The following is a 16,964-nucleotide window of genomic DNA, read 5'->3' as shown; positions in this document are numbered from 1 at the left end:
GCGCTCAGCGGGACACGGCGTCGACGAGACGGGCCAGCGCACCGGCCAGCCGCTCCAGTCCGGCCCCGGCGGGACCGCCCGGCTCGGTCATGTAGGTGTCGCGGCGGATCTCCACCATGAGCGCGCCGACCTCGGGCCGCTTCCCGTAGAACTCCAGGGGGACATAGGTCCCGCTGAACGGGCTGTCGAGCCCTGTCTCCCCGAACGCCTCCCGGGCGGCGTCCAGCAGGCCGGGAGGCGTGTGGAACGGGTCGGTGCCGAGGCAGACCGCGGGCCGGGGACCGTCCCCGTGCAGTTCGTACGGCAGCCTCCGGCTCGGGTAGGAGTGCACATCGATGATCACGGCCCGTCCGGTGGCCGCCAGCCGGTCCGCCACGGCCTGTGTCATCGCCCGCGCGTACGGCCGGAAGTACCGCTCGACGAGCGGCTCGGGATCGATGCCCTCGGGCCGCAGCACCTCGCCGTGCGTGGTCCGCGTGTACACCGCGCCCATACCGACGGCCCGCATCTCCTCCCGCTCGTCCGGAAACCGCTCCGGGTCGACGACCAGCCGCGACAGCCGATTGACGAACCGCCAGGGCGTCACCCCCGCGACCCCGGCCGCCCCCTCGGCGATCTCCGCCGTGTGCGCGTCGGTGATGTGCCCGAGCTCCCGCTCCAGCTCCTCGTCGCCGAGCACGATCCCCGCGCGCACGTCAGCCGGTATCTCACGTGCGGAGTGCGGAACATGCAGGATCACGGGAGATCGGCCGGCCCCGGCCAGCAGCTCGAAGGAGTGCGGGGCGTCGGTCATGGGGCGGCTCCAGGGGCGTGGTCGGTGGCGTGCGGAAGGGGCATGGCCTGACCCATGCAGAACTCCGCCCCGGCCGGGCAGGGTGCCGGTCGGGGCGGAGTCAGTGGACCTTTGTGGGCCTGGGCGTCAGGACAGGGACGCCAGGGCCTCGTTCCACGTGGTGGACGGGCGCATGGCCTCGGCGGCCTTCGCCGGGTCGGGCTGGTAGTAGCCGCCGATCTCGACCGGCTTGCCCTGGGCGGCGATCAGCTCGTCGACGATCTTCTGCTCGTTGGCCGAGAGCGTCTCGGCGAGCGGGGCGAAGGCCTTCGCCAGGTCCGCGTCGTCGGTCTGCTTGGCCAGCTCCTGCGCCCAGTAGAGGGACAGGAAGAAGTGGCTGCCGCGGTTGTCGATGCCGCCGACGCGCCGGGTCGGGGACTTGTCCTCGTTGAGGAAGGTCGCCGTGGCGCGGTCGAGCGTGTCGGCCAGGACCTGGGCGCGGGCGTTGCCCGTGACCTTCGCCAGCTGCTCGAAGGACGGCACGAGGGCGAAGAACTCACCCAGGCTGTCCCAGCGCAGGTAGTTCTCCCTGACCAGCTGCTGGACGTGCTTCGGGGCGGAGCCACCGGCGCCCGTCTCGAAGAGGCCGCCGCCCGCCATCAGCGGGACGACCGACAGCATCTTGGCGCTGGTGCCCAGCTCCAGGATCGGGAACAGGTCGGTCAGGTAGTCACGCAGGACGTTGCCCGTCACCGAGATCGTGTTCTCGCCGCGGCGGATGCGCTCCACCGACAGCTTCGTCGCCTCGACGGGGGACAGGATCCGGATGTCCAGGCCCTCGGTGTCGTGCTCCGCGAGGTAGGCGTTGACCTTGGCGATCAGGTTGGCGTCGTGCGCACGGGTCTCGTCCAGCCAGAACACCGCCGGGTCACCGGTGGCGCGGGCGCGCGTGACGGCCAGCTTCACCCAGTCCTTGATCGGCGCGTCCTTGGTCTGGCAGGCGCGGAAGATGTCACCGGCCGAGACCGTCTGCTCGATCAGCGCCGTGCCGTTCTGGTCGACCAGCCGGACCGTGCCCGTGACCGGGACCTCGAAGGTCTTGTCGTGGCTGCCGTACTCCTCGGCCTTCTGCGCCATCAGACCGACGTTCGGCACCGAGCCCATGGTGGACGGGTCGTAGGCGCCGTTGGCCCGGCAGTCCTCGATCACGGCCTGGTAGACACCCGCGTAGGAGGAGTCCGGCAGGACCGCCAGGGTGTCGGCCTCCTCGCCGTCCGGGCCCCACATGTGGCCGGAGGTGCGGATCATGGCCGGCATGGAGGCGTCGACGATGACGTCCGACGGGACGTGCAGGTTCGAGATGCCCTTGTCGGAGTCGACCATGGCCAGCTCCGGGCCCTCGGCGAGCTCGGCGTCGAAGGAGGCCTTGATCTCGGCACCCTCGGGCAGGGCCTCCAGGCCCTTGTAGATGCCGCCCAGACCGTCGTTCGGGGTCAGACCGGCCGCGGCGAGCTTGTCGCCGTACTGCGCGAAGGTCTTCGGGAAGAAGGCGCGCACCACGTGGCCGAAGACGATGGGGTCGGAGACCTTCATCATCGTCGCCTTCAGGTGCACCGAGAACAGCACGCCCTGGGCCTTGGCCTCGGCGACCTGCGCGGTCAGGAACTCGCGCAGCGCGGCGACCCGCATCACGGAGGCGTCGACGACCTCACCGGCGAGGACCGGTACGGACTCGCGCAGCACGGTGGTGGAGCCGTCGTCGCCGACGAGCTCGATGCGCAGCGCGCCGTCCTCGGCGATCACCACGGACTTCTCGGTGGAGCGGAAGTCGTTCTGGCCCATGGTCGCCACATTGGTCTTGGACTCGGAGGTCCAGGCGCCCATGCGGTGCGGGTGGGACTTGGCGTAGTTCTTCACCGAGGCGGGGGCGCGCCGGTCGGAGTTGCCCTCACGCAGGACCGGGTTCACGGCGGAGCCCTTGATCTTGTCGTAGCGGGCGCCGATCTCGCGCTCCTCGTCGGTCTTCGGGTCGTCCGGGTAGTCCGGCAGCGCGTAGCCCTGGCCCTGCAGCTCGGCGATCGCGGCCTTGAGCTGCGGGATGGACGCCGAGATGTTCGGAAGCTTGATGATGTTGGCGGCGGGCGTCTTGGCCAGCTCGCCGAGCTCCGCGAGGGCGTCCGGGATGCGCTGGTCCTCGGTCAGGTACTCCGGGAACACGGCGATGATGCGCCCGGCCAGCGAGATGTCGCGGGTCTCCACAGCGACACCCGCCTGCGAGGCGTACGCCCGGACCACCGGCAGGAAGGAATACGTCGCCAGTGCGGGGGCCTCGTCAGTGTGCGTATAGATGATGGTCGAGTCAGTCACCGGGTGCTCCGCTCCACGTCTGCAACATTGCTCGACATCAAGATATCTCGTGAGTGACCTCGTCTCGACAGGGGTCCGCCGCCAGTTTCGGGCAACCGATCGGCCCGCCCCTTTGTCATGGAGAGAGATCACGCACTCCATGACACGGCCGGACCTGACCACCCGGCCGTCCGAGCGAAAGCGGACCATGAGATATCGCACCAGAGTGACGGCCCCGGCGGCCGCCCTGATCGGCACGGCGGCGGCTCTGACCACGGGGGTCCCGGCCCAGGCGGCCACCTCGAAAAATTCCGGGCGGACGGACGCCTCCCCGGGCTCCGAGACCCTCGGCGACCCCGTCTTCCCCGCCCTCGGCAACGACGGCTACCGCGTCTCGGCCTACCACCTCGACTTCGCGTACGACGCCACGACCCGGCTCGTCGAGGCCACCGCGACCCTGACGATCCGCACCACCCAGCCCCTGAGCCGCCTCTCCCTCGACGCGCTCGGCCTGGACATACGTTCCGTCCGCGTCGGCGGCCGCACCGCCGGCTTCGAGCAGGTGGCCGAAAAGCTGCGGATCACCCCCGCGCGTACGCTCCCGGCGAAAGCCCGGGTCACGGTCTGCGTGGACTACACCGCCGACCCGCGCCGTGCCCTGCCGCACACCGGCTGGGTCGCCACCCCGGACGGTTTCGCGGTGTGCTGCCAGCCGGACTCCGCGCACACCGTCTTCCCCTGCAACGACCACCCCTCGGACAAGGCCGATTTCACCTTCCGCCTGACCGTGCCCGGGGCACTGCGGGGCGTCGCGAGCGGCCGGCTCGTGCGCACCGAGCAGCTGACCGGCGACCGGACGGCGTACACGTACCGTTCCCGCTCGCCGATCGCCACCGAGGTGGTGCAGATCACCGTCGGCGACTACGTGATCAAGGACCGCCAGGGCCCGCACGGCCTGCCGCTGCGGGACGTCGTCCCCACCGCCCGCGCCGCCGCCCTGGAGCCCGCCCTGGCGCTCACCCCGGCCCTGGTGGAATGGGTCGAGCAGCGGCTCGGGGCGTACCCCTTCGAGACGTACGGCCTGCTCCCTTGCAACTCGGACGACCCCCAGGCCTTCGACTTCACCGGCCTGGAGACGCAGACCCTCACGCTCTACAAGCCGAACTACCTCCTCCAGGAGGAGAGCAAGATCGGCTCGCACATGATGCACGAGCTGGTCCACTCCTACTTCGGCAACAGCGTCAGCCCCGCCACCTGGGCCGACCTGTGGCTGAACGAGGGGCATGCCGACTTCTACGGGCTGCTGTACCGCTACGAGCGCGGCTGGGCCGACTCCCTGGGCCTGACCACCATGGAAGCCCGGATGAAGGACACGTACGCCCGCGGCGACCAGTGGCGCCAGACCTCGGGGCCGGTCGCGGCCCCGAACGCGGTCAACCTCTTCGACAGCCAGCGCTACCTCGGCGGCGTGCTCGTCCTGTACGCGCTGCGGCAGCAGATCGGCGAGGCGGCCTTCAGCGCCGTCGAGCGCGCGTTCCTGGAGCGCCACCGTGACGCCACGGCGTCCACGGAGGACTACATCGCGGTCGCCTCCGAGGTCTCCGGACAGGACCTCGCGGGCTTCCTGCGGGACTGGCTGTACGGGACGAAGACACCCAGGATGCCGGGCCACCCGGACTGGACCGTGACGCCCGCGAAGCCGTCCCTCGCGGCTCCGCGGAACCGGAGGGACAGCGGGCACCACGACAACTCGGCGACCCTGTAGAGGCCGAGCCCTAGTCGAGCCGGGCGGACGTCATGTCGCCCGGCTCGAACGCGCCGGTCCGCTGCTGCGGGATGACGGTCGCGCCCTGCTGGAGCGCCACCGTGCGGGCCGGGGCGGGGATGCGGATGCCCTCCGCGCGGTAGCGCTTGTGCAGGCGCTTGATGAACTCGTGCTTGATCCGGTACTGGTCGCTGAACTCGCCGACGCCCAGGATGACGGTGAAACCGATGCGGGAGTCGCCGAAGGTGTGGAACCGGATGATGGGCTCGTGGTCCGGCACGGCGCCCTCGACCTCGGTCATCGTCTCGGCGATGACCTCGTTGGTCACGCGCTCCACCTGCTCCAGGTCGCTGTCGTAGGCCACCCCGACCTGCACCAGGATGGTCAGCTGCTCCTCGGGGCGCATGAAGTTGGTCATGTTCGCCTGCGCGAGCTGACCGTTGGGGAGCACGATGAGGTTGTTGGACAGGTTGCGGATCGTCGTCTGCCGCCAGTTGATGTCCTCGACGTAGCCCTCCTCGCCGCTGCTGAGCTTGATGTAGTCACCGGGCTGGACGGTCTTGGAGGCGAGGATGTGGATGCCCGCGAAGAGGTTGGCGAGCGTGTCCTGAAGTGCCAGCGCGACCGCCAGACCGCCGACGCCCAGGGCCGTGAGCATCGGGGCTATGGAGATGCCCAGTGTCTGGAGCACCACCAGGAAGCCGATCGCGAGGACCAGGATCCGGGTGATGTTGACGAAGATCGTGGCCGATCCGGCGACACCGGAACGGGACTGGGTGAGGGTGCGCACCAGGCCGGCCACCACCCGGGCCGCCGACACCGTCGCCACGAAGATGAGCAGCACGGTCAGCACCTGGTTGGTGTGGTGCTGCACCGTCCGGGTCAGCGGCAGCACCGCCGCCGCGCCCGCCACGCCGCCCACGACCGCGGCCCACGGCACCACGGCCCGCAGCGCGTGCACGATGACGTCGTCCCCGCTCCAGCGGGTGCGGTCGGCGTGCCCGCCGAGCCAGCGCAGCAGGATGCGCAGCGCGAAGGCCGCCAGCAGGCCCGAGCCCAGGGCGATGCCGGCGAAGACCAGGTCGTCCACCGTGAGCGCCCGGTTCACCGGTCACCTCCGGGGCGGAGAACCGCGGCGAACGCCTTCGTCGACGGCCGGATGTGAAGTCTCGTCACGTAGTCACCTGCTCGTTTTCGGGGGAAGTCCGATCGCGCCCGACCACCCTGACCCGGGGTCGGCACAATCGTTCATCCTGCCGCATCCCGTACGGGGCTTCGTACCGCAGACGGGGGTGAGCGGGGGGTGAGTTACTGCACATGACGTGCCGTCGCGCGCGCCGGATCCGCCTGGCTCGCATCCGCCTCGCTCACAGGTCCTTGAACGATCCGTGCCGTCCCGCGCCGGAGGCGAAGCGGGCGGCGCCCTCCATGCTCTCGGCCGGCACACCGCTTCCGTGCCGGAACTCGGTGCCCAGCGCGGCCGGCTCGTCCAGGCCCTCCTGGCCGAGGACGGAGGCGCGGTCGGCGCGCAGGCACGCCTGCGGGAACCCGGTGATCGCGGCGGCCGGTTCCTCGGCCTCGGCGCGGGCGGCCGGCCGGGACGACACGGTTGACGATTCCGATGTCGTGGCCTCGGCGGCCGGCACGGGCCGTCCCGTGAGGATCAGGTCGAGGGCGCGGCCGGTGCCGATCAGCCGGGGGAGCCGTACGGTGCCGCCGTCGATCAGCGGCACGCCCCAGCGGCGGCGGAACACGCCGAACACGGCGTCCTCCTCGGCGACCCGCAGGTCACACCAGAGGGCCAGTTCCAGACCCCCGGCCACGGCGTGCCCCGCGACCGCGGCGATCACCGGCTTGGACAGCCGCGTCCGGGTCGGCCCCATCGGGCCGTCGCCGTCCGGCTCGGCCCGGTTGCCGCGGTCGCTGCCCAGCGCCTTGAGGTCGGCGCCCGCGCAGAAGGTGCCGCCCTCGCCCCACAGCACCGCCATCCTGGCCTCCTCTTTCGCCTCGAACTCCCGGAAGGCGGCGGCGAGTTCGGTGGCAGTCGGGCCGTCCACGGCGTTGCGCGCCTCCGGGCGGGAGAGGACGACCGTGGTCACGTGTCCCTGACGCTCGATCCGCACCGGCGTGGTGAAGTCCCTTCTGCGTGACGGAGTCGGCACGCTACCCGGGTCAGATCACCTTCAGCCGCACCAGCGCCCCCAGCGTCACCGCGCCCGGCAGCAGCGGGAGCCAGACGGTGATGACCCGGAAGGCCAGGACCACGGCCGTGGCCACCGCGGCCGGGCCGCCCGCCGCCACCAGCGCCACGACCAGCGCCGCCTCCACCGAGCCGATCCCGCCCGGGGTGGGCACCAGCGCGACGGCGACCGTGGCCGCCAGGTAGGCCACCGCCATGTGCGCGGGTGGCACGTCCAGCCCGAGCGACTGCCCCACCAGCACCAGCACGGAGGCCTGCAACGCCGGGAAGGCGAAGGACCCGCCCCACAGGGCCAGGGCCCGGGCCGGGCGGGTGTGCACCGAGCGCGCCTCGCCGAGTGCCGTACGCAGGAAGGAGAGCAGGGCCGAGCGCACCCGCCGGACGAGCGCCACCACCGCCGCCGCGACCACGAGCACCACGCCCGCACCGGCCAGCAGCGGGCCGAACGCCGTCTCCGGAACCAGGGTGCTCAACCGCAACGCGTCGGGGAACGCGAGGAACAGGGCACCCAGCAGGGCCACCCGGCCGATGCTCTCCGCCAGCAGGTACAGCGCGAGGGCGGCCGAGGAGCGGGCGAGCGGCAGCCCGCACACCGTCATGAACCGCAGGTTGACCGCGCTCGCGCCGAGGCCGGTCGGCAGCAGGTGGTTGGCCGCGCCCGCCGCGAACTGGGTCGCGAGGAGCCGCCGTTTGGGCAGCGGTTCGACGACCGCGCCCTGCCGGGTGCAGGCGGCGGCGACCCAGGTCATACAGGTCGCGCCGACCGCGGCCAGCAGCCATGGCCACTGGGCGGTGCCCAGGTGCGCGAAGCCCTCGGCCAGCACCGACCGGTGCCGCACCGCGACCACGGTGACGAGCAGGAGCGGAAGCAGACACAGGATCTGACGCAGGCGGCGGACCGGGACGCGACGGGGGAGTCGTCCCGGGCGGATTTCGGGGAGTTGTACCGCTGTCACATCCGCAGAGGCTTCCCATGCCGTGCCAACGGCGGGTTGCGGAAGCGGGGATTGCGGCTTACGTGCGGGGAGCGGCTGGGAGGAGATCGTCATCGGGGCCTTCGCGCGGGGAGCGGGCGGGGGACGGGAAGAGGGGGATCGGGCTGATTGTGCGGGATGTCGGGGGAGATGCGCGAGCGGCTTGACCTCAAGAAAGCTTGAGGTTCTATGTTTCGTGCCATGAGCATGGAGACCACAGCGTGGACACAGCTGCACAGCGTCATGAACGCCGAGCAGGAACGCCGCCCCTTCGCCCTGGCGACCCTGCGCCGCATCGGCGCGTTCGCCCGCCCGCACCGGCGCCGCATCGCCCTCTTCGTCCTGCTCGGCGTGGGGACCGCCCTGCTCGCCGTGGCGACCCCCGTCCTGGCCGGGAGCGTCGTGGACGTGATCGTCTCGTCCGGCGACGAGGGCACCGTCGTACGCCTGGCCCTGCTCATCGCGCTGATCGCGGTGGCGGAGGCGGCACTCGGCATCCTCGGCCGGAGGCTGTCGGCGACGCTCGGCGAGCACCTCATCCTCGATCTGCGGACCGCCGTCTTCGACCATGTGCAGCGGATGCCCGTGGCGTTCTTCACACGCACTCGTACGGGCGCCCTCGTCTCCCGGCTCAACAACGACGTCATCGGAGCCCAGCGCGCCTTCAGTAACACCCTGTCGGGCGTGGTCAGCAACCTCGTCACGCTCGTGCTCACCCTCGCCGTGATGCTGACCCTGTCCTGGCAGATCACCCTGCTGGCGCTGGTGCTGCTGCCGGTGTTCGTGATCCCGGCCCGGCGCATGGGCAGCCGTATGGCCCGGATGCAGCGGGAGGCGGCGACGCTGAACGCGGCGATGGGCACCCGCATGACCGAGCGCTTCTCCGCACCCGGCGCCACCCTGGTCAAGCTCTTCGGCAGGCCCGAGGAGGAATCGCGCGAGTTCGCCGAACGCGCCCGCCGGGTCGCGGACATCGGGGTCCGGACGGCCACGGCCCAGGCCGCCTTCATCACCGCCCTCACCCTGGTCTCCGCCCTCGCCCTGGCCCTGGTCTACGGCCTCGGCGGCTGGTTCGCCCTGCGCGGCGCCCTGGAACCGGGCGCGGTCGTCTCGCTGGCACTGCTCCTGACCCGGCTGTACGCGCCGCTGACCGCGCTGGCCGGGGCCCGGGTCGAGGTGATGAGCGCACTGGTCAGCTTCGAGCGGGTCTTCGAAGTGCTCGACCTCCGGCCGCTCATCGAGGAGAAGCCGGACGCGCGCGGGGTGCCCGAGGGGCCCGTGGCGGTCGAGTTCGAGAAGGTCCGCTTCGGCTACCCCGCCGCCGACAAGGTCTCCCTGGCCTCCCTGGAGGAGGTCGCCACCCTGGACCGACGGGGCGGCGACGAGGTCCTGCACGGCATCTCCTTCCGCGCCGAACCGGGCCAGACCGTGGCGCTCGTCGGGTCCTCCGGCGCCGGAAAGTCGACCGTCGCGCAACTGCTGCCCCGCCTGTACGACGCCGACGAGGGCGTCGTACGCGTCGGTGGCGTCGACGTCCGCGACCTGAGCGCCCGGGCCCTGCGGGAGACCCTCGGCATGGTCACCCAGGACGGGCACCTCTTCCACGACACCGTCCGCGCCAACCTCCTGCTGGCACGCCCCACGGCGGCGGAGGAGGAGGTGTGGGACGCCCTGCGCCGGGCCCGCCTCGACGACCTCGTACGGTCCCTGCCCGACGGCCTCGACACCGTGGTCGGCGAACGCGGCTACCGGCTCTCCGGCGGCGAACGCCAGCGCATGACCATCGCCCGGCTGCTGCTGGCCCGGCAACGGGTCGTCATCCTCGACGAGGCCACCGCCCACCTCGACAACACCTCCGAGGCCGCCGTGCAGGAGGCCCTCACCGAAGCCCTCGAAGGAAGGACGGCGGTCGTGATCGCCCACCGGCTGTCCACGGTCCGGTCGGCGGACCAGATCCTGGTCGTCGAGGCCGGCCGGATCGTGGAACGGGGCACGCACGAGGAACTGCTGGCGGCGGGCGAACGGTACGCGGAGCTGTACCGCACCCAGTTCAGCGAGACGGAGCGCACGGTCGTCGAAACCGTGTGAACGGCTCCGGGCGCGCATCCGTACCACTTGCGAGTACTCACGCCTGCCCACCAGGGCAGAACAGCGCGCATCCGGAGAGGCGACGTGTCCCAGCAGCAACCGCACGCACCATCCAACCGCCGGACCCCGTCCCGCGCCCACCGGCTGCGCGCCGCCGCGGCGGTGGGCGCGCTGATCGTGCTTCCCCTGGTCACCGCCTGCGGCGGCGGTGACGACAAGAAGCCGGCCGGCGGCGACAAGGCGGCGACGCCGGGCGGTGCCGCCGCTCCCGCCGCCGGTGTCGTCGCCCCGGCCAAGGTGGAGGTCATCGCCGGGCTGGCCGGCTGCAAGGTGAAGATCCGCACCGAGGCGGACGAGCTGCGCGAGGGTGTGTGCCACACCAAGAAGGGCGACTTCCTCATCACCACCTTCCCCGAGGAGAAGCTCAAGGAGACCTGGCTGGAGTCGGCCCGTGTGTACGGGGGCAAGTACCTCGTCGGCATGCGCTGGGTGGTCAGCGCCAAGCCCGGCATGTACGAGCACCTGCGCGCCAAACTCGGAGGCACCGTCCAGGAGATGCAGGGCATCGGCCCCTCCGCGAACCCCTCCTGACGTCACTCCGGTACCAGACGGCGGACGAGGCCGGCGACCTCTGCGTCCTGCCGGGCGAGGAAGGTCTCGAAGGCGCGGCCGGTGGCGAACACGTCGGTCCAGCCGCGCCGGCGGAGTTCGGCACGCCACCGGCGGGAGCCGTGCAGCTCGGTCAGCGCGTCGACCCAGCGCCGCCGCTCGGTGTCGCTGATGCCGGGCGGGGCCACGATGCCCCGCCAGTTGTCGAAGACCAGGTCGATCCCTGAGGACCTCAGGGTCGGGACACCGGGCAGGACACCGACCGGCCGCTCACCGGTGACGGCGAGGACCCGCAGCCGGCCACCGCGTATCTGGTCCAGGAACTCGCCGAACCCACTGGTGGCGACGTCGACCTTGCCGTCGAGCAGCGCGGGCAGCAGATCGCCGCCGCCGTCGTACGGGACGTAACCGACCCTCCGCGGGTCGATGCCGACCGCCTGTGCCAGCTCCATCGGCAGCAGATGATCGGGGCCGCCGACGGAGGAGCCGCCGCCCACCCTGAGGCGCCCGGGGGCCGCGCGCCAGGCGTCCACCAGGGCACCGATCGTGCGGTACGGCGAGTCCTCGCGGACGACGACCGCGCCGGCCTCCTCGATCAGGCGGGCGATCGGGGTGGTGTCGGTGACGGACACCTTCGAGCCCGCCGCGTGTGACGCGCCCACCACTCCGAGACCCATCTGCAGCGCGAGCTCGCCGTTGCCCTTCTCGTCGACGACACGCCGCAGACCCACCGTGCCGCCGGCACCCGGCAGGTTGAACACCTGTACGTCCGACGCGATCCCGGTCTCCTCCAGCACCCGGGCCGCGGTGCGGGCCGTGGTGTCGTAGCCGCCACCGGGTGTGTTGGGCACCATGAGCCGCAGGTTCGTGCTGTCGCCGCCCGGCCACGCCCCGCACCCGCAGACCACCAGCAGCGCCAGGACGGCGAAGGTGCCGAGAAGGGCGCGCGCCGGGCCTCTCATGACACCTCCCTTTCGATTTCCACTGGTGGGCGTCATGATTGTCCGACTCGGCACATGAGCCGCTCCCCCTTGTGTCGGCAGAGAAGATTGAGTTCGTTGTGGTCGCCACCTTTCGTCGCCATTCGCTCGCGGGCGAGATGCTGGTGCTCCAGCTCGCCATCGTCGTGGTGGTGCTGCTGGCGGTCGCCGCGGTCTCCCTCGCCCAGTCGCAGGCCACCTTCACCCGGGTCGAGGGACGCCGGGTGAGTGCGCTGGCCGAACAGCTCGCCGCCAACCCCCTGGTGCGCAGCCAGCTGGTGCGTCCCGCGCCGGGGGAGACGCTCGCCCCGCTGGTGCACTCCACGCAGGCGCAGTCCGGGGTGACCTCGGTGACGGTGGCCGACGCCGCCGGCCGGATCGTCAGTTCCACCAACCCCACGGTCGTCGGCGAGCGGCTGCCGCTCGGGCCGGGCACCACCCGGGAACGGGGCTGGTCGGGACAGCTGACACTGGACGGCAACCGCCAGCTGGCCGCCCAGGTCCCCGTCCTCGGGGCGACCGAGGCGAACCTCGGCCGGATCCTCGGCACGGTGATGATCGGCGAGGCCGACCCGACGGTGTGGCAGCGGCTCAGCGGCGCCTCCTCCTACCTGCTCGCCTATCTGGGCATCGCCAGCGGGCTCGGCGTGGCCGGCTCCTGGCTGCTCGCGCGGCGCGTGAAACGGCAGACCCTCGGGCTGGAACCACGGGAGATCGCCGGGCTCGCCGAGCACCGGGAGGCGATGCTCTACGGGATCGCCGAGGGCGTGATCGCCCTGGACCCGCAGCACCGGCTCACCCTCGTCAACGACATGGGCCGCCGCCTGCTCGATCTGCCCGAGGAGTGCGTGGGCCAGAGCCTGGACGGCCTGGGTATCGACGGACGGCTGCGCGACGTGCTGGCGGGAACCACCGCCGACAAGCGGGACGAGGTCGTCGTACGCCGCGGCCGGGTCCTGGTGATGAACCGGATGACCGTCACCAAGGACGGCCGGCTCCTCGGCTCCGTCACCACCCTGCGCGACCGCACCGAACTGGCCCGGCTGGAGCGGGAGATCGGGTCCTTCCGCAGCTCCTCGGAGCTGCTGCGCGCGCAGGCGCACGAGTTCGCCAACCAGCTGCACACCATCTCCGGGCTGATCCAGATCGGAGAGCAGGACGAAGTCGTGCGCTACATCCGCGCGTTGAACCAGCGCCGCCAGTCCCTGGACGTCACCCTCAGCCGCCGTGTCCGGGACACGGCGGTGGCCGCGCTGCTGATGGCGAAGGCGTCCCTCGCGTCCGAACGGAAGGTCAGCCTGCGGATCTCCGACGACACCGCACTGGAACGGCTGGCCCCGGAGGACGCCGCCGACGTGGCGACCGTGGTGGGCAACCTGGTCGACAACGCCGTCGACGCCGCCGCGCCCGACGGGCAGCGGTGGGTCGAGGTGGCGCTGCGGCAGGACGCCTCCAGCGTGGAGATCGTGGTACGCGACTCCGGCCCCGGCGTGGCTCCCGAACTGGCCCGCGAGGTGTTCTCCCACGGCTTCACCACCAAGGCCGCGCGCGAGGGCGAACGCGGCATCGGACTGGCCCTGACCAAGCTGGTCTGCGAACGGCACGGGGGCGAGATCTCGGTGTCCAACACCCCCGACGGGGCGGTGTTCACCGCACGCATGACCGTCGGCCGGCTCACCGGCACGGTGGCGGAAGGAGCGACCCCATGACCCCAGGAGCGCGCGGCGGGGCGGGCACGATCGACGTCCTCGTCGTCGACGACGACTTCATGGTGGCCCGGGTCCACCGCACGTTCGTCGAACGCGTCCGGCCGTTCCGCGTCGTCGGCGTGGCCCACACGGGCGAGCAGGCGATCGAGGCCGTGGCGGAGCTGCGCCCCGACCTCGTTCTCCTCGACCTGTACCTCCCCGACCTGTTCGGCCTCGACGTCATCCCCCGGCTGCGCACCGCCGGCCACGACTGCGACGTCATGGTCATCAGCGCCGCGCAGGAGGCCGACACGGTCCGCGGCGCCGTCCGCCGAGGCGTCGTCGACTACCTCCTCAAACCCTTCGACTACGAGGACCTGCGCCCCCGCCTGGAGCGCTACGCAGCCCAGCGGGGCCGCCTGCTGACGACGGTCGTACGAGGCCAGGCCGACGTGGACCGCGTCCTGGCCGGCGCGATCGTCCCGGCCCCCGCCCTCACCCTGCCCAAGGGCATGAGCGTGGAGACCGCCGAACTGGTCGAACAGGCCCTGCGCGCGACGGACAACACCCTGTCCGCGACCGAGTGCGCGGCCCTGACCGGCATCTCCCGCGTGAGCGCCCGCCGCTATCTGGAGTACCTCCACAGCACGGGCAGCGCGGAGGTGACCTTGCGGTACGGCGCCGCGGGACGGCCGGAACGCGGCTACTCCTGGCGGGCGTGACCCGCACACCAGGAGCCGGACTCGGATCGCGTACGGCGCCGGTACGCGATCGCCGCCGCGCGGACCGGAGTCCGCGCGGCGGCGATGTGCGGCCGGCCCCGGGACCGTACCGGGGCCGGCACGTCAGGGGCGGTTGGTGAGGTAGCCGCCCATGGAGGTGAAGTACTCGGCGGCGGGCAACTCCCGGCCGTCCTCGGTGCGTACGCGGGTGATGGCGAGGCCATGGTTGCGGCCGGTGCGGGCGTCGGCGCCGGCGACGATCACCACGCCGTCGCCCTCGCGGTAGAAGACGCGGCCGGGGGTGCCGCCGTAGCGGCCCTCGGAGACGAAGGCGGCAAGGACGTCGAGCCGCTTGCCGCGGTGGAAGGTGTAGGCGCTGGGGTACGGCTCGGACTGGGCGCGGACCAGGCGCTCCAGGTCCGCGGCCGGCCAGGTCCAGTCGATGCGGCTGTCCTCGTCGGCGCGCTTGTGGAAGAAGGACGCCTGGGTGCGGTCCTGCTTGGTGAACTCGGTCTGGCCGGAGGCGATGAGGCCGAGCGCGCCGATGGTGACCGGGGCGATGAGGTCGACGGTCTTGTGGAAGAGGTCGGTGGCGGTGTCCGTCGGGCCGACCGGTACCGCCTCCTGCCGGACGATGTCGCCGGCGTCGAGCTCGTCGTTCATCATGTGCGCCGTGACGCCCACTTCGGGCTCGCCGTTGATGAGGGCCCAGATCAGCGGGGAGAAGCCGGCGTACTTCGGCAGCAGCGAGTCGTGCACGTTCAGCGTGCCGTGGCGCGGGAGGTCGAAGATGCGCGGGGGGATCCACGTCCGCCAGTTGTTGGCGACGATGATGTCCGCGTCCGCCTCCTTGAGGCGCTCGAACAGCTCGTCGTCGTCCGGGCGGTTGCGGATCAGCACGGGGACGCCGTGCTCCTCGGCGAGGTCGGCGACCGAGTCGCTCCAGATCTTCTCGTACGCGTGCTCGCTCTTGGGGTGCGTCACGACCAGCACGACGTCGTGCTCGGACTCCAGGAGGGCTTGCAGGGTGCGATGCCCCCAGGTCTGGTAACCGAACATGACGACCCGCATGGGGTTCCTCCTCAGAGCAAGGGTATGGCCGACGCAAGTAAAGCAAGCCTTACCTTAGTCTGCAACGGGTGCCCATGGCGCCTCAGTTGAGGGGGTCCCGTTCGACGGCAGTCCGTTTTGCCCTGTCGACACCTTCGCGGGTTTAGCTTAGGCTCACCTAAGTTCCGTGGCGTGCCGCTCCGTTGGCATGCCCGCCTTTCGTTCCCTCCACACCTGACACGCGGCTGCCCCGCACGATGGGAGTGACATGTCGCAGGTTCTTCCTGGTGACGCACAACCGGTCCATGACCTCATTGGCATCGGCTTCGGACCGTCCAATGTGGCCATGGCTATCGCGCTCCGCGAGCACAACGCGCGCGTCGGCAGGCAGGAGGCGGTCACCGCTCACTTCTTCGAGCAGCAGCCCCGCTTCGGCTGGCACCGCGGCATGCTCATCGACGACGCCACCATGCAGGTCTCCTTCCTCAAGGACCTGGTGACGCTGCGGAACCCGTCGAGCGAGTACAGCTTCCTCTGCTACCTGCAGAGCAAGGGCCGGCTGATCGACTTCATCAACCACAAGAACCTCTTCCCGCTGCGCGTGGAGTTCCACGACTACTTCGAGTGGGCCGCGGCCCAGGTCGACGACATGGTCTCCTACGGCCACGAGGTCGTCGGCGTCGCGCCCGTGACCCGTGACGGCGTCGTGGAGTACCTCGACGTGACCGTCCGGTCGGGGGAGGGGCTCGAGGTCCACCGGGCCCGCAACCTCGTCATCGGCACCGGGCTGCGCCCCCTCATGCCCGAGGGCGTGGAGCGCGGCGACCGCGTCTGGCACAACTCCGAACTGCTGGCGAAGGTCGACGAACTGGAGGGCACGTCACCCTCCCGGTTCGTCGTCGTGGGCGCCGGACAGAGCGCCGCCGAGAACGTCGCCTACCTGCACCGGCGCTTCCCCGAGGCCGAGGTCTGCGCGGTCTTCTCCCGCTACGGCTACAGCCCCGCAGACGACAGCGCCTTCGCCAACCGGATCTTCGACCCCCAGGCGGTCGACGAGTACTTCTCGGCGCCCGAGGACGTCAAGCGCCGGCTGATGGACTACCACGGCAACACCAACTACTCCGTGGTGGACATCGACCTCATCGACGACCTCTACCGGCAGTCGTACCGGGAGAAGGTCCTGGGCACCGAGCGCCTGCGCTTCATCAACGTCTCCAGGCTCACCGGCGTCAAGGAGACGCCGGCCGGCGCCCGGGCCACCGTGACGTCCCTCGTCACCGGCGAGGAGACCGACCTGGACGCGGACGTCGTGGTCTTCGCCACCGGCTACAGCCAGGCCGACCCCACCGGCCTGCTCGGCGAGGTCGCGGGTCGCTGCGCCCGCGACGAGGAGGGCCGCGTGCGCGTCGAGCGCGACTACCGCATCGCGACCGACCCCGACCTGCGCTGCGGCATCTACCTGCAGGGCGGCACCGAGCACACGCACGGCATCACGTCGTCCCTGCTCTCCAACACGGCCATCAGGGTGGGCGACATACTCGACTCGCTCCTCGGCCGCGGCTCCGCGCCCGCCGCCGAGGACGCCCGGACCCTCGCCGACGACACCGGCAGCCCCGCCCGTTAGCGGGCAGGTCGTTTCACCCCCTGCCGTCGCGGGGGGGGGGTGGGGGTGGTGGGGGGGGGGGGGGGGGGGGGGGGGGGGGGGGGGGGGGTCGGGGGGGGGGGGGGGGGGGGGGGGGGGGGGGGGGGGGGGGGGGGGGGGGGGGTGCG

Annotated in this window: 13 protein-coding genes; 6 read left to right on the top strand and 7 right to left on the bottom strand. The window is 71.6% G+C overall.

Annotation, left to right across the window (positions count from 1 at the left end; translation table 11 throughout):
* Window positions 1–4: 4 nt before the first annotated feature.
* Together ACZ58V_RS09255 and ACZ58V_RS09250 are read right to left on the bottom strand one after the other, a co-directional pair.
* Window positions 5–793: an N-formylglutamate amidohydrolase gene (locus tag ACZ58V_RS09255; RefSeq protein ID WP_471289223.1), complete on the bottom strand. Its 789-nt coding sequence runs from the start codon at window positions 791–793 to the stop codon at window positions 5–7.
* 126 nt (window positions 794–919) lie between these two features.
* Complete coding sequence (locus ACZ58V_RS09250) at window positions 920–3,139, bottom strand: NADP-dependent isocitrate dehydrogenase (protein ID WP_471289221.1); 2,220 nt, start codon at window positions 3,137–3,139, stop codon at window positions 920–922.
* A gap of 187 nt (window positions 3,140–3,326) precedes the next feature.
* Here ACZ58V_RS09250 and ACZ58V_RS09245 point away from each other — a divergent pair, with 187 nt between their 5' ends.
* Window positions 3,327–4,883: a M1 family metallopeptidase gene (locus ACZ58V_RS09245; protein ID WP_471289219.1), complete on the top strand. Its 1,557-nt coding sequence runs from the start codon at window positions 3,327–3,329 to the stop codon at window positions 4,881–4,883.
* A 10-nt stretch (window positions 4,884–4,893) separates the two neighbouring features.
* Here the strand turns inward: ACZ58V_RS09245 and ACZ58V_RS09240 are convergent, their stop codons facing one another.
* The 3 genes from ACZ58V_RS09240 to ACZ58V_RS09230 all read right to left on the bottom strand — a co-directional run bounded on the left by ACZ58V_RS09240 (window position 4,894) and on the right by ACZ58V_RS09230 (window position 8,039).
* Window positions 4,894–5,991, bottom strand: a complete 1,098-nt coding sequence (locus ACZ58V_RS09240) for a mechanosensitive ion channel family protein (RefSeq protein WP_471289216.1) — start codon at window positions 5,989–5,991, stop codon at window positions 4,894–4,896.
* A gap of 259 nt (window positions 5,992–6,250) precedes the next feature.
* On the bottom strand, window positions 6,251–7,045 hold the full coding sequence (locus ACZ58V_RS09235) for a crotonase/enoyl-CoA hydratase family protein (protein ID WP_471289213.1): 795 nt from the start codon (window positions 7,043–7,045) through the stop codon (window positions 6,251–6,253).
* 10 nt (window positions 7,046–7,055) lie between these two features.
* Window positions 7,056–8,039 (bottom strand): lysylphosphatidylglycerol synthase transmembrane domain-containing protein, encoded by a 984-nt coding sequence (locus ACZ58V_RS09230; RefSeq protein WP_471289209.1) that lies wholly within the window; start codon window positions 8,037–8,039, stop codon window positions 7,056–7,058.
* A 225-nt stretch (window positions 8,040–8,264) separates the two neighbouring features.
* Here ACZ58V_RS09230 and ACZ58V_RS09225 point away from each other — a divergent pair, with 225 nt between their 5' ends.
* Together ACZ58V_RS09225 and ACZ58V_RS09220 are read left to right on the top strand one after the other, a co-directional pair.
* Entirely contained in the window at window positions 8,265–10,145 is a 1,881-nt protein-coding gene (locus ACZ58V_RS09225; protein ID WP_468186135.1) for an ABC transporter ATP-binding protein, read from the top strand.
* A gap of 84 nt (window positions 10,146–10,229) precedes the next feature.
* On the top strand, window positions 10,230–10,736 hold the full coding sequence (locus tag ACZ58V_RS09220) for a hypothetical protein (RefSeq protein ID WP_468184751.1): 507 nt from the start codon (window positions 10,230–10,232) through the stop codon (window positions 10,734–10,736).
* A gap of 2 nt (window positions 10,737–10,738) precedes the next feature.
* Here ACZ58V_RS09220 and ACZ58V_RS09215 read toward each other — a convergent pair whose 3' ends face one another.
* Complete coding sequence (locus ACZ58V_RS09215) at window positions 10,739–11,716, bottom strand: Bug family tripartite tricarboxylate transporter substrate binding protein (protein WP_471289207.1); 978 nt, start codon at window positions 11,714–11,716, stop codon at window positions 10,739–10,741.
* Between the two features lie 98 nt (window positions 11,717–11,814).
* Here ACZ58V_RS09215 and ACZ58V_RS09210 point away from each other — a divergent pair, with 98 nt between their 5' ends.
* Both ACZ58V_RS09210 and ACZ58V_RS09205 read left to right on the top strand, forming a co-directional pair.
* Window positions 11,815–13,443 carry a sensor histidine kinase gene (locus ACZ58V_RS09210; protein WP_471289204.1) on the top strand — a complete coding sequence of 543 codons (1,629 nt, stop codon included), beginning with the start codon at window positions 11,815–11,817 and terminating at the stop codon, window positions 13,441–13,443.
* The gene (locus ACZ58V_RS09205; RefSeq protein ID WP_471289202.1) at window positions 13,440–14,144 is read left to right on the top strand and encodes a response regulator; all 705 of its coding nucleotides are present in this window, start codon (window positions 13,440–13,442) and stop codon (window positions 14,142–14,144) included. Before ACZ58V_RS09210 ends, ACZ58V_RS09205 begins: the two co-directional genes overlap by 4 nt.
* A gap of 123 nt (window positions 14,145–14,267) precedes the next feature.
* On the opposite strand, the gene ACZ58V_RS09200 is transcribed toward ACZ58V_RS09205, so the two are convergent.
* The gene (locus ACZ58V_RS09200; protein WP_468184761.1) at window positions 14,268–15,215 is read right to left on the bottom strand and encodes a methionyl-tRNA formyltransferase; all 948 of its coding nucleotides are present in this window, start codon (window positions 15,213–15,215) and stop codon (window positions 14,268–14,270) included.
* 247 nt (window positions 15,216–15,462) lie between these two features.
* On the opposite strand from ACZ58V_RS09200, the gene ACZ58V_RS09195 reads away from it, so the two are divergent.
* Window positions 15,463–16,818, top strand: a complete 1,356-nt coding sequence (locus tag ACZ58V_RS09195) for a lysine N(6)-hydroxylase/L-ornithine N(5)-oxygenase family protein (protein ID WP_471289199.1) — start codon at window positions 15,463–15,465, stop codon at window positions 16,816–16,818.
* The last annotated feature ends 146 nt before the right edge of the window (window positions 16,819–16,964 follow it).

It is taken from the genome of Streptomyces sp. NPDC040589, assembly GCF_055594445.1.
Note: the sequence above shows the minus strand (reverse complement) of the source record. Positions and strands in the feature narration are given on the sequence as shown.

What these genes read in the sequence shown, in the direction of transcription:
- ACZ58V_RS09255 (WP_471289223.1), bottom strand. Translation starts at nt 793, where the DNA reads ATGACCGACGCCCCGCACTCCTTCGAGCTGCTGGCCGGGGCCGGCCGA.
- ACZ58V_RS09245 (WP_471289219.1), top strand. Translation starts at nt 3,327, where the DNA reads ATGAGATATCGCACCAGAGTGACGGCCCCGGCGGCCGCCCTGATCGGC.
- ACZ58V_RS09225 (WP_468186135.1), top strand. Translation starts at nt 8,265, where the DNA reads ATGGAGACCACAGCGTGGACACAGCTGCACAGCGTCATGAACGCCGAG.
- ACZ58V_RS09215 (WP_471289207.1), bottom strand. Translation starts at nt 11,716, where the DNA reads ATGAGAGGCCCGGCGCGCGCCCTTCTCGGCACCTTCGCCGTCCTGGCG.
- ACZ58V_RS09205 (WP_471289202.1), top strand. Translation starts at nt 13,440, where the DNA reads ATGACCCCAGGAGCGCGCGGCGGGGCGGGCACGATCGACGTCCTCGTC.
- ACZ58V_RS09200 (WP_468184761.1), bottom strand. Translation starts at nt 15,215, where the DNA reads ATGCGGGTCGTCATGTTCGGTTACCAGACCTGGGGGCATCGCACCCTG.
- ACZ58V_RS09195 (WP_471289199.1), top strand. Translation starts at nt 15,463, where the DNA reads ATGTCGCAGGTTCTTCCTGGTGACGCACAACCGGTCCATGACCTCATT.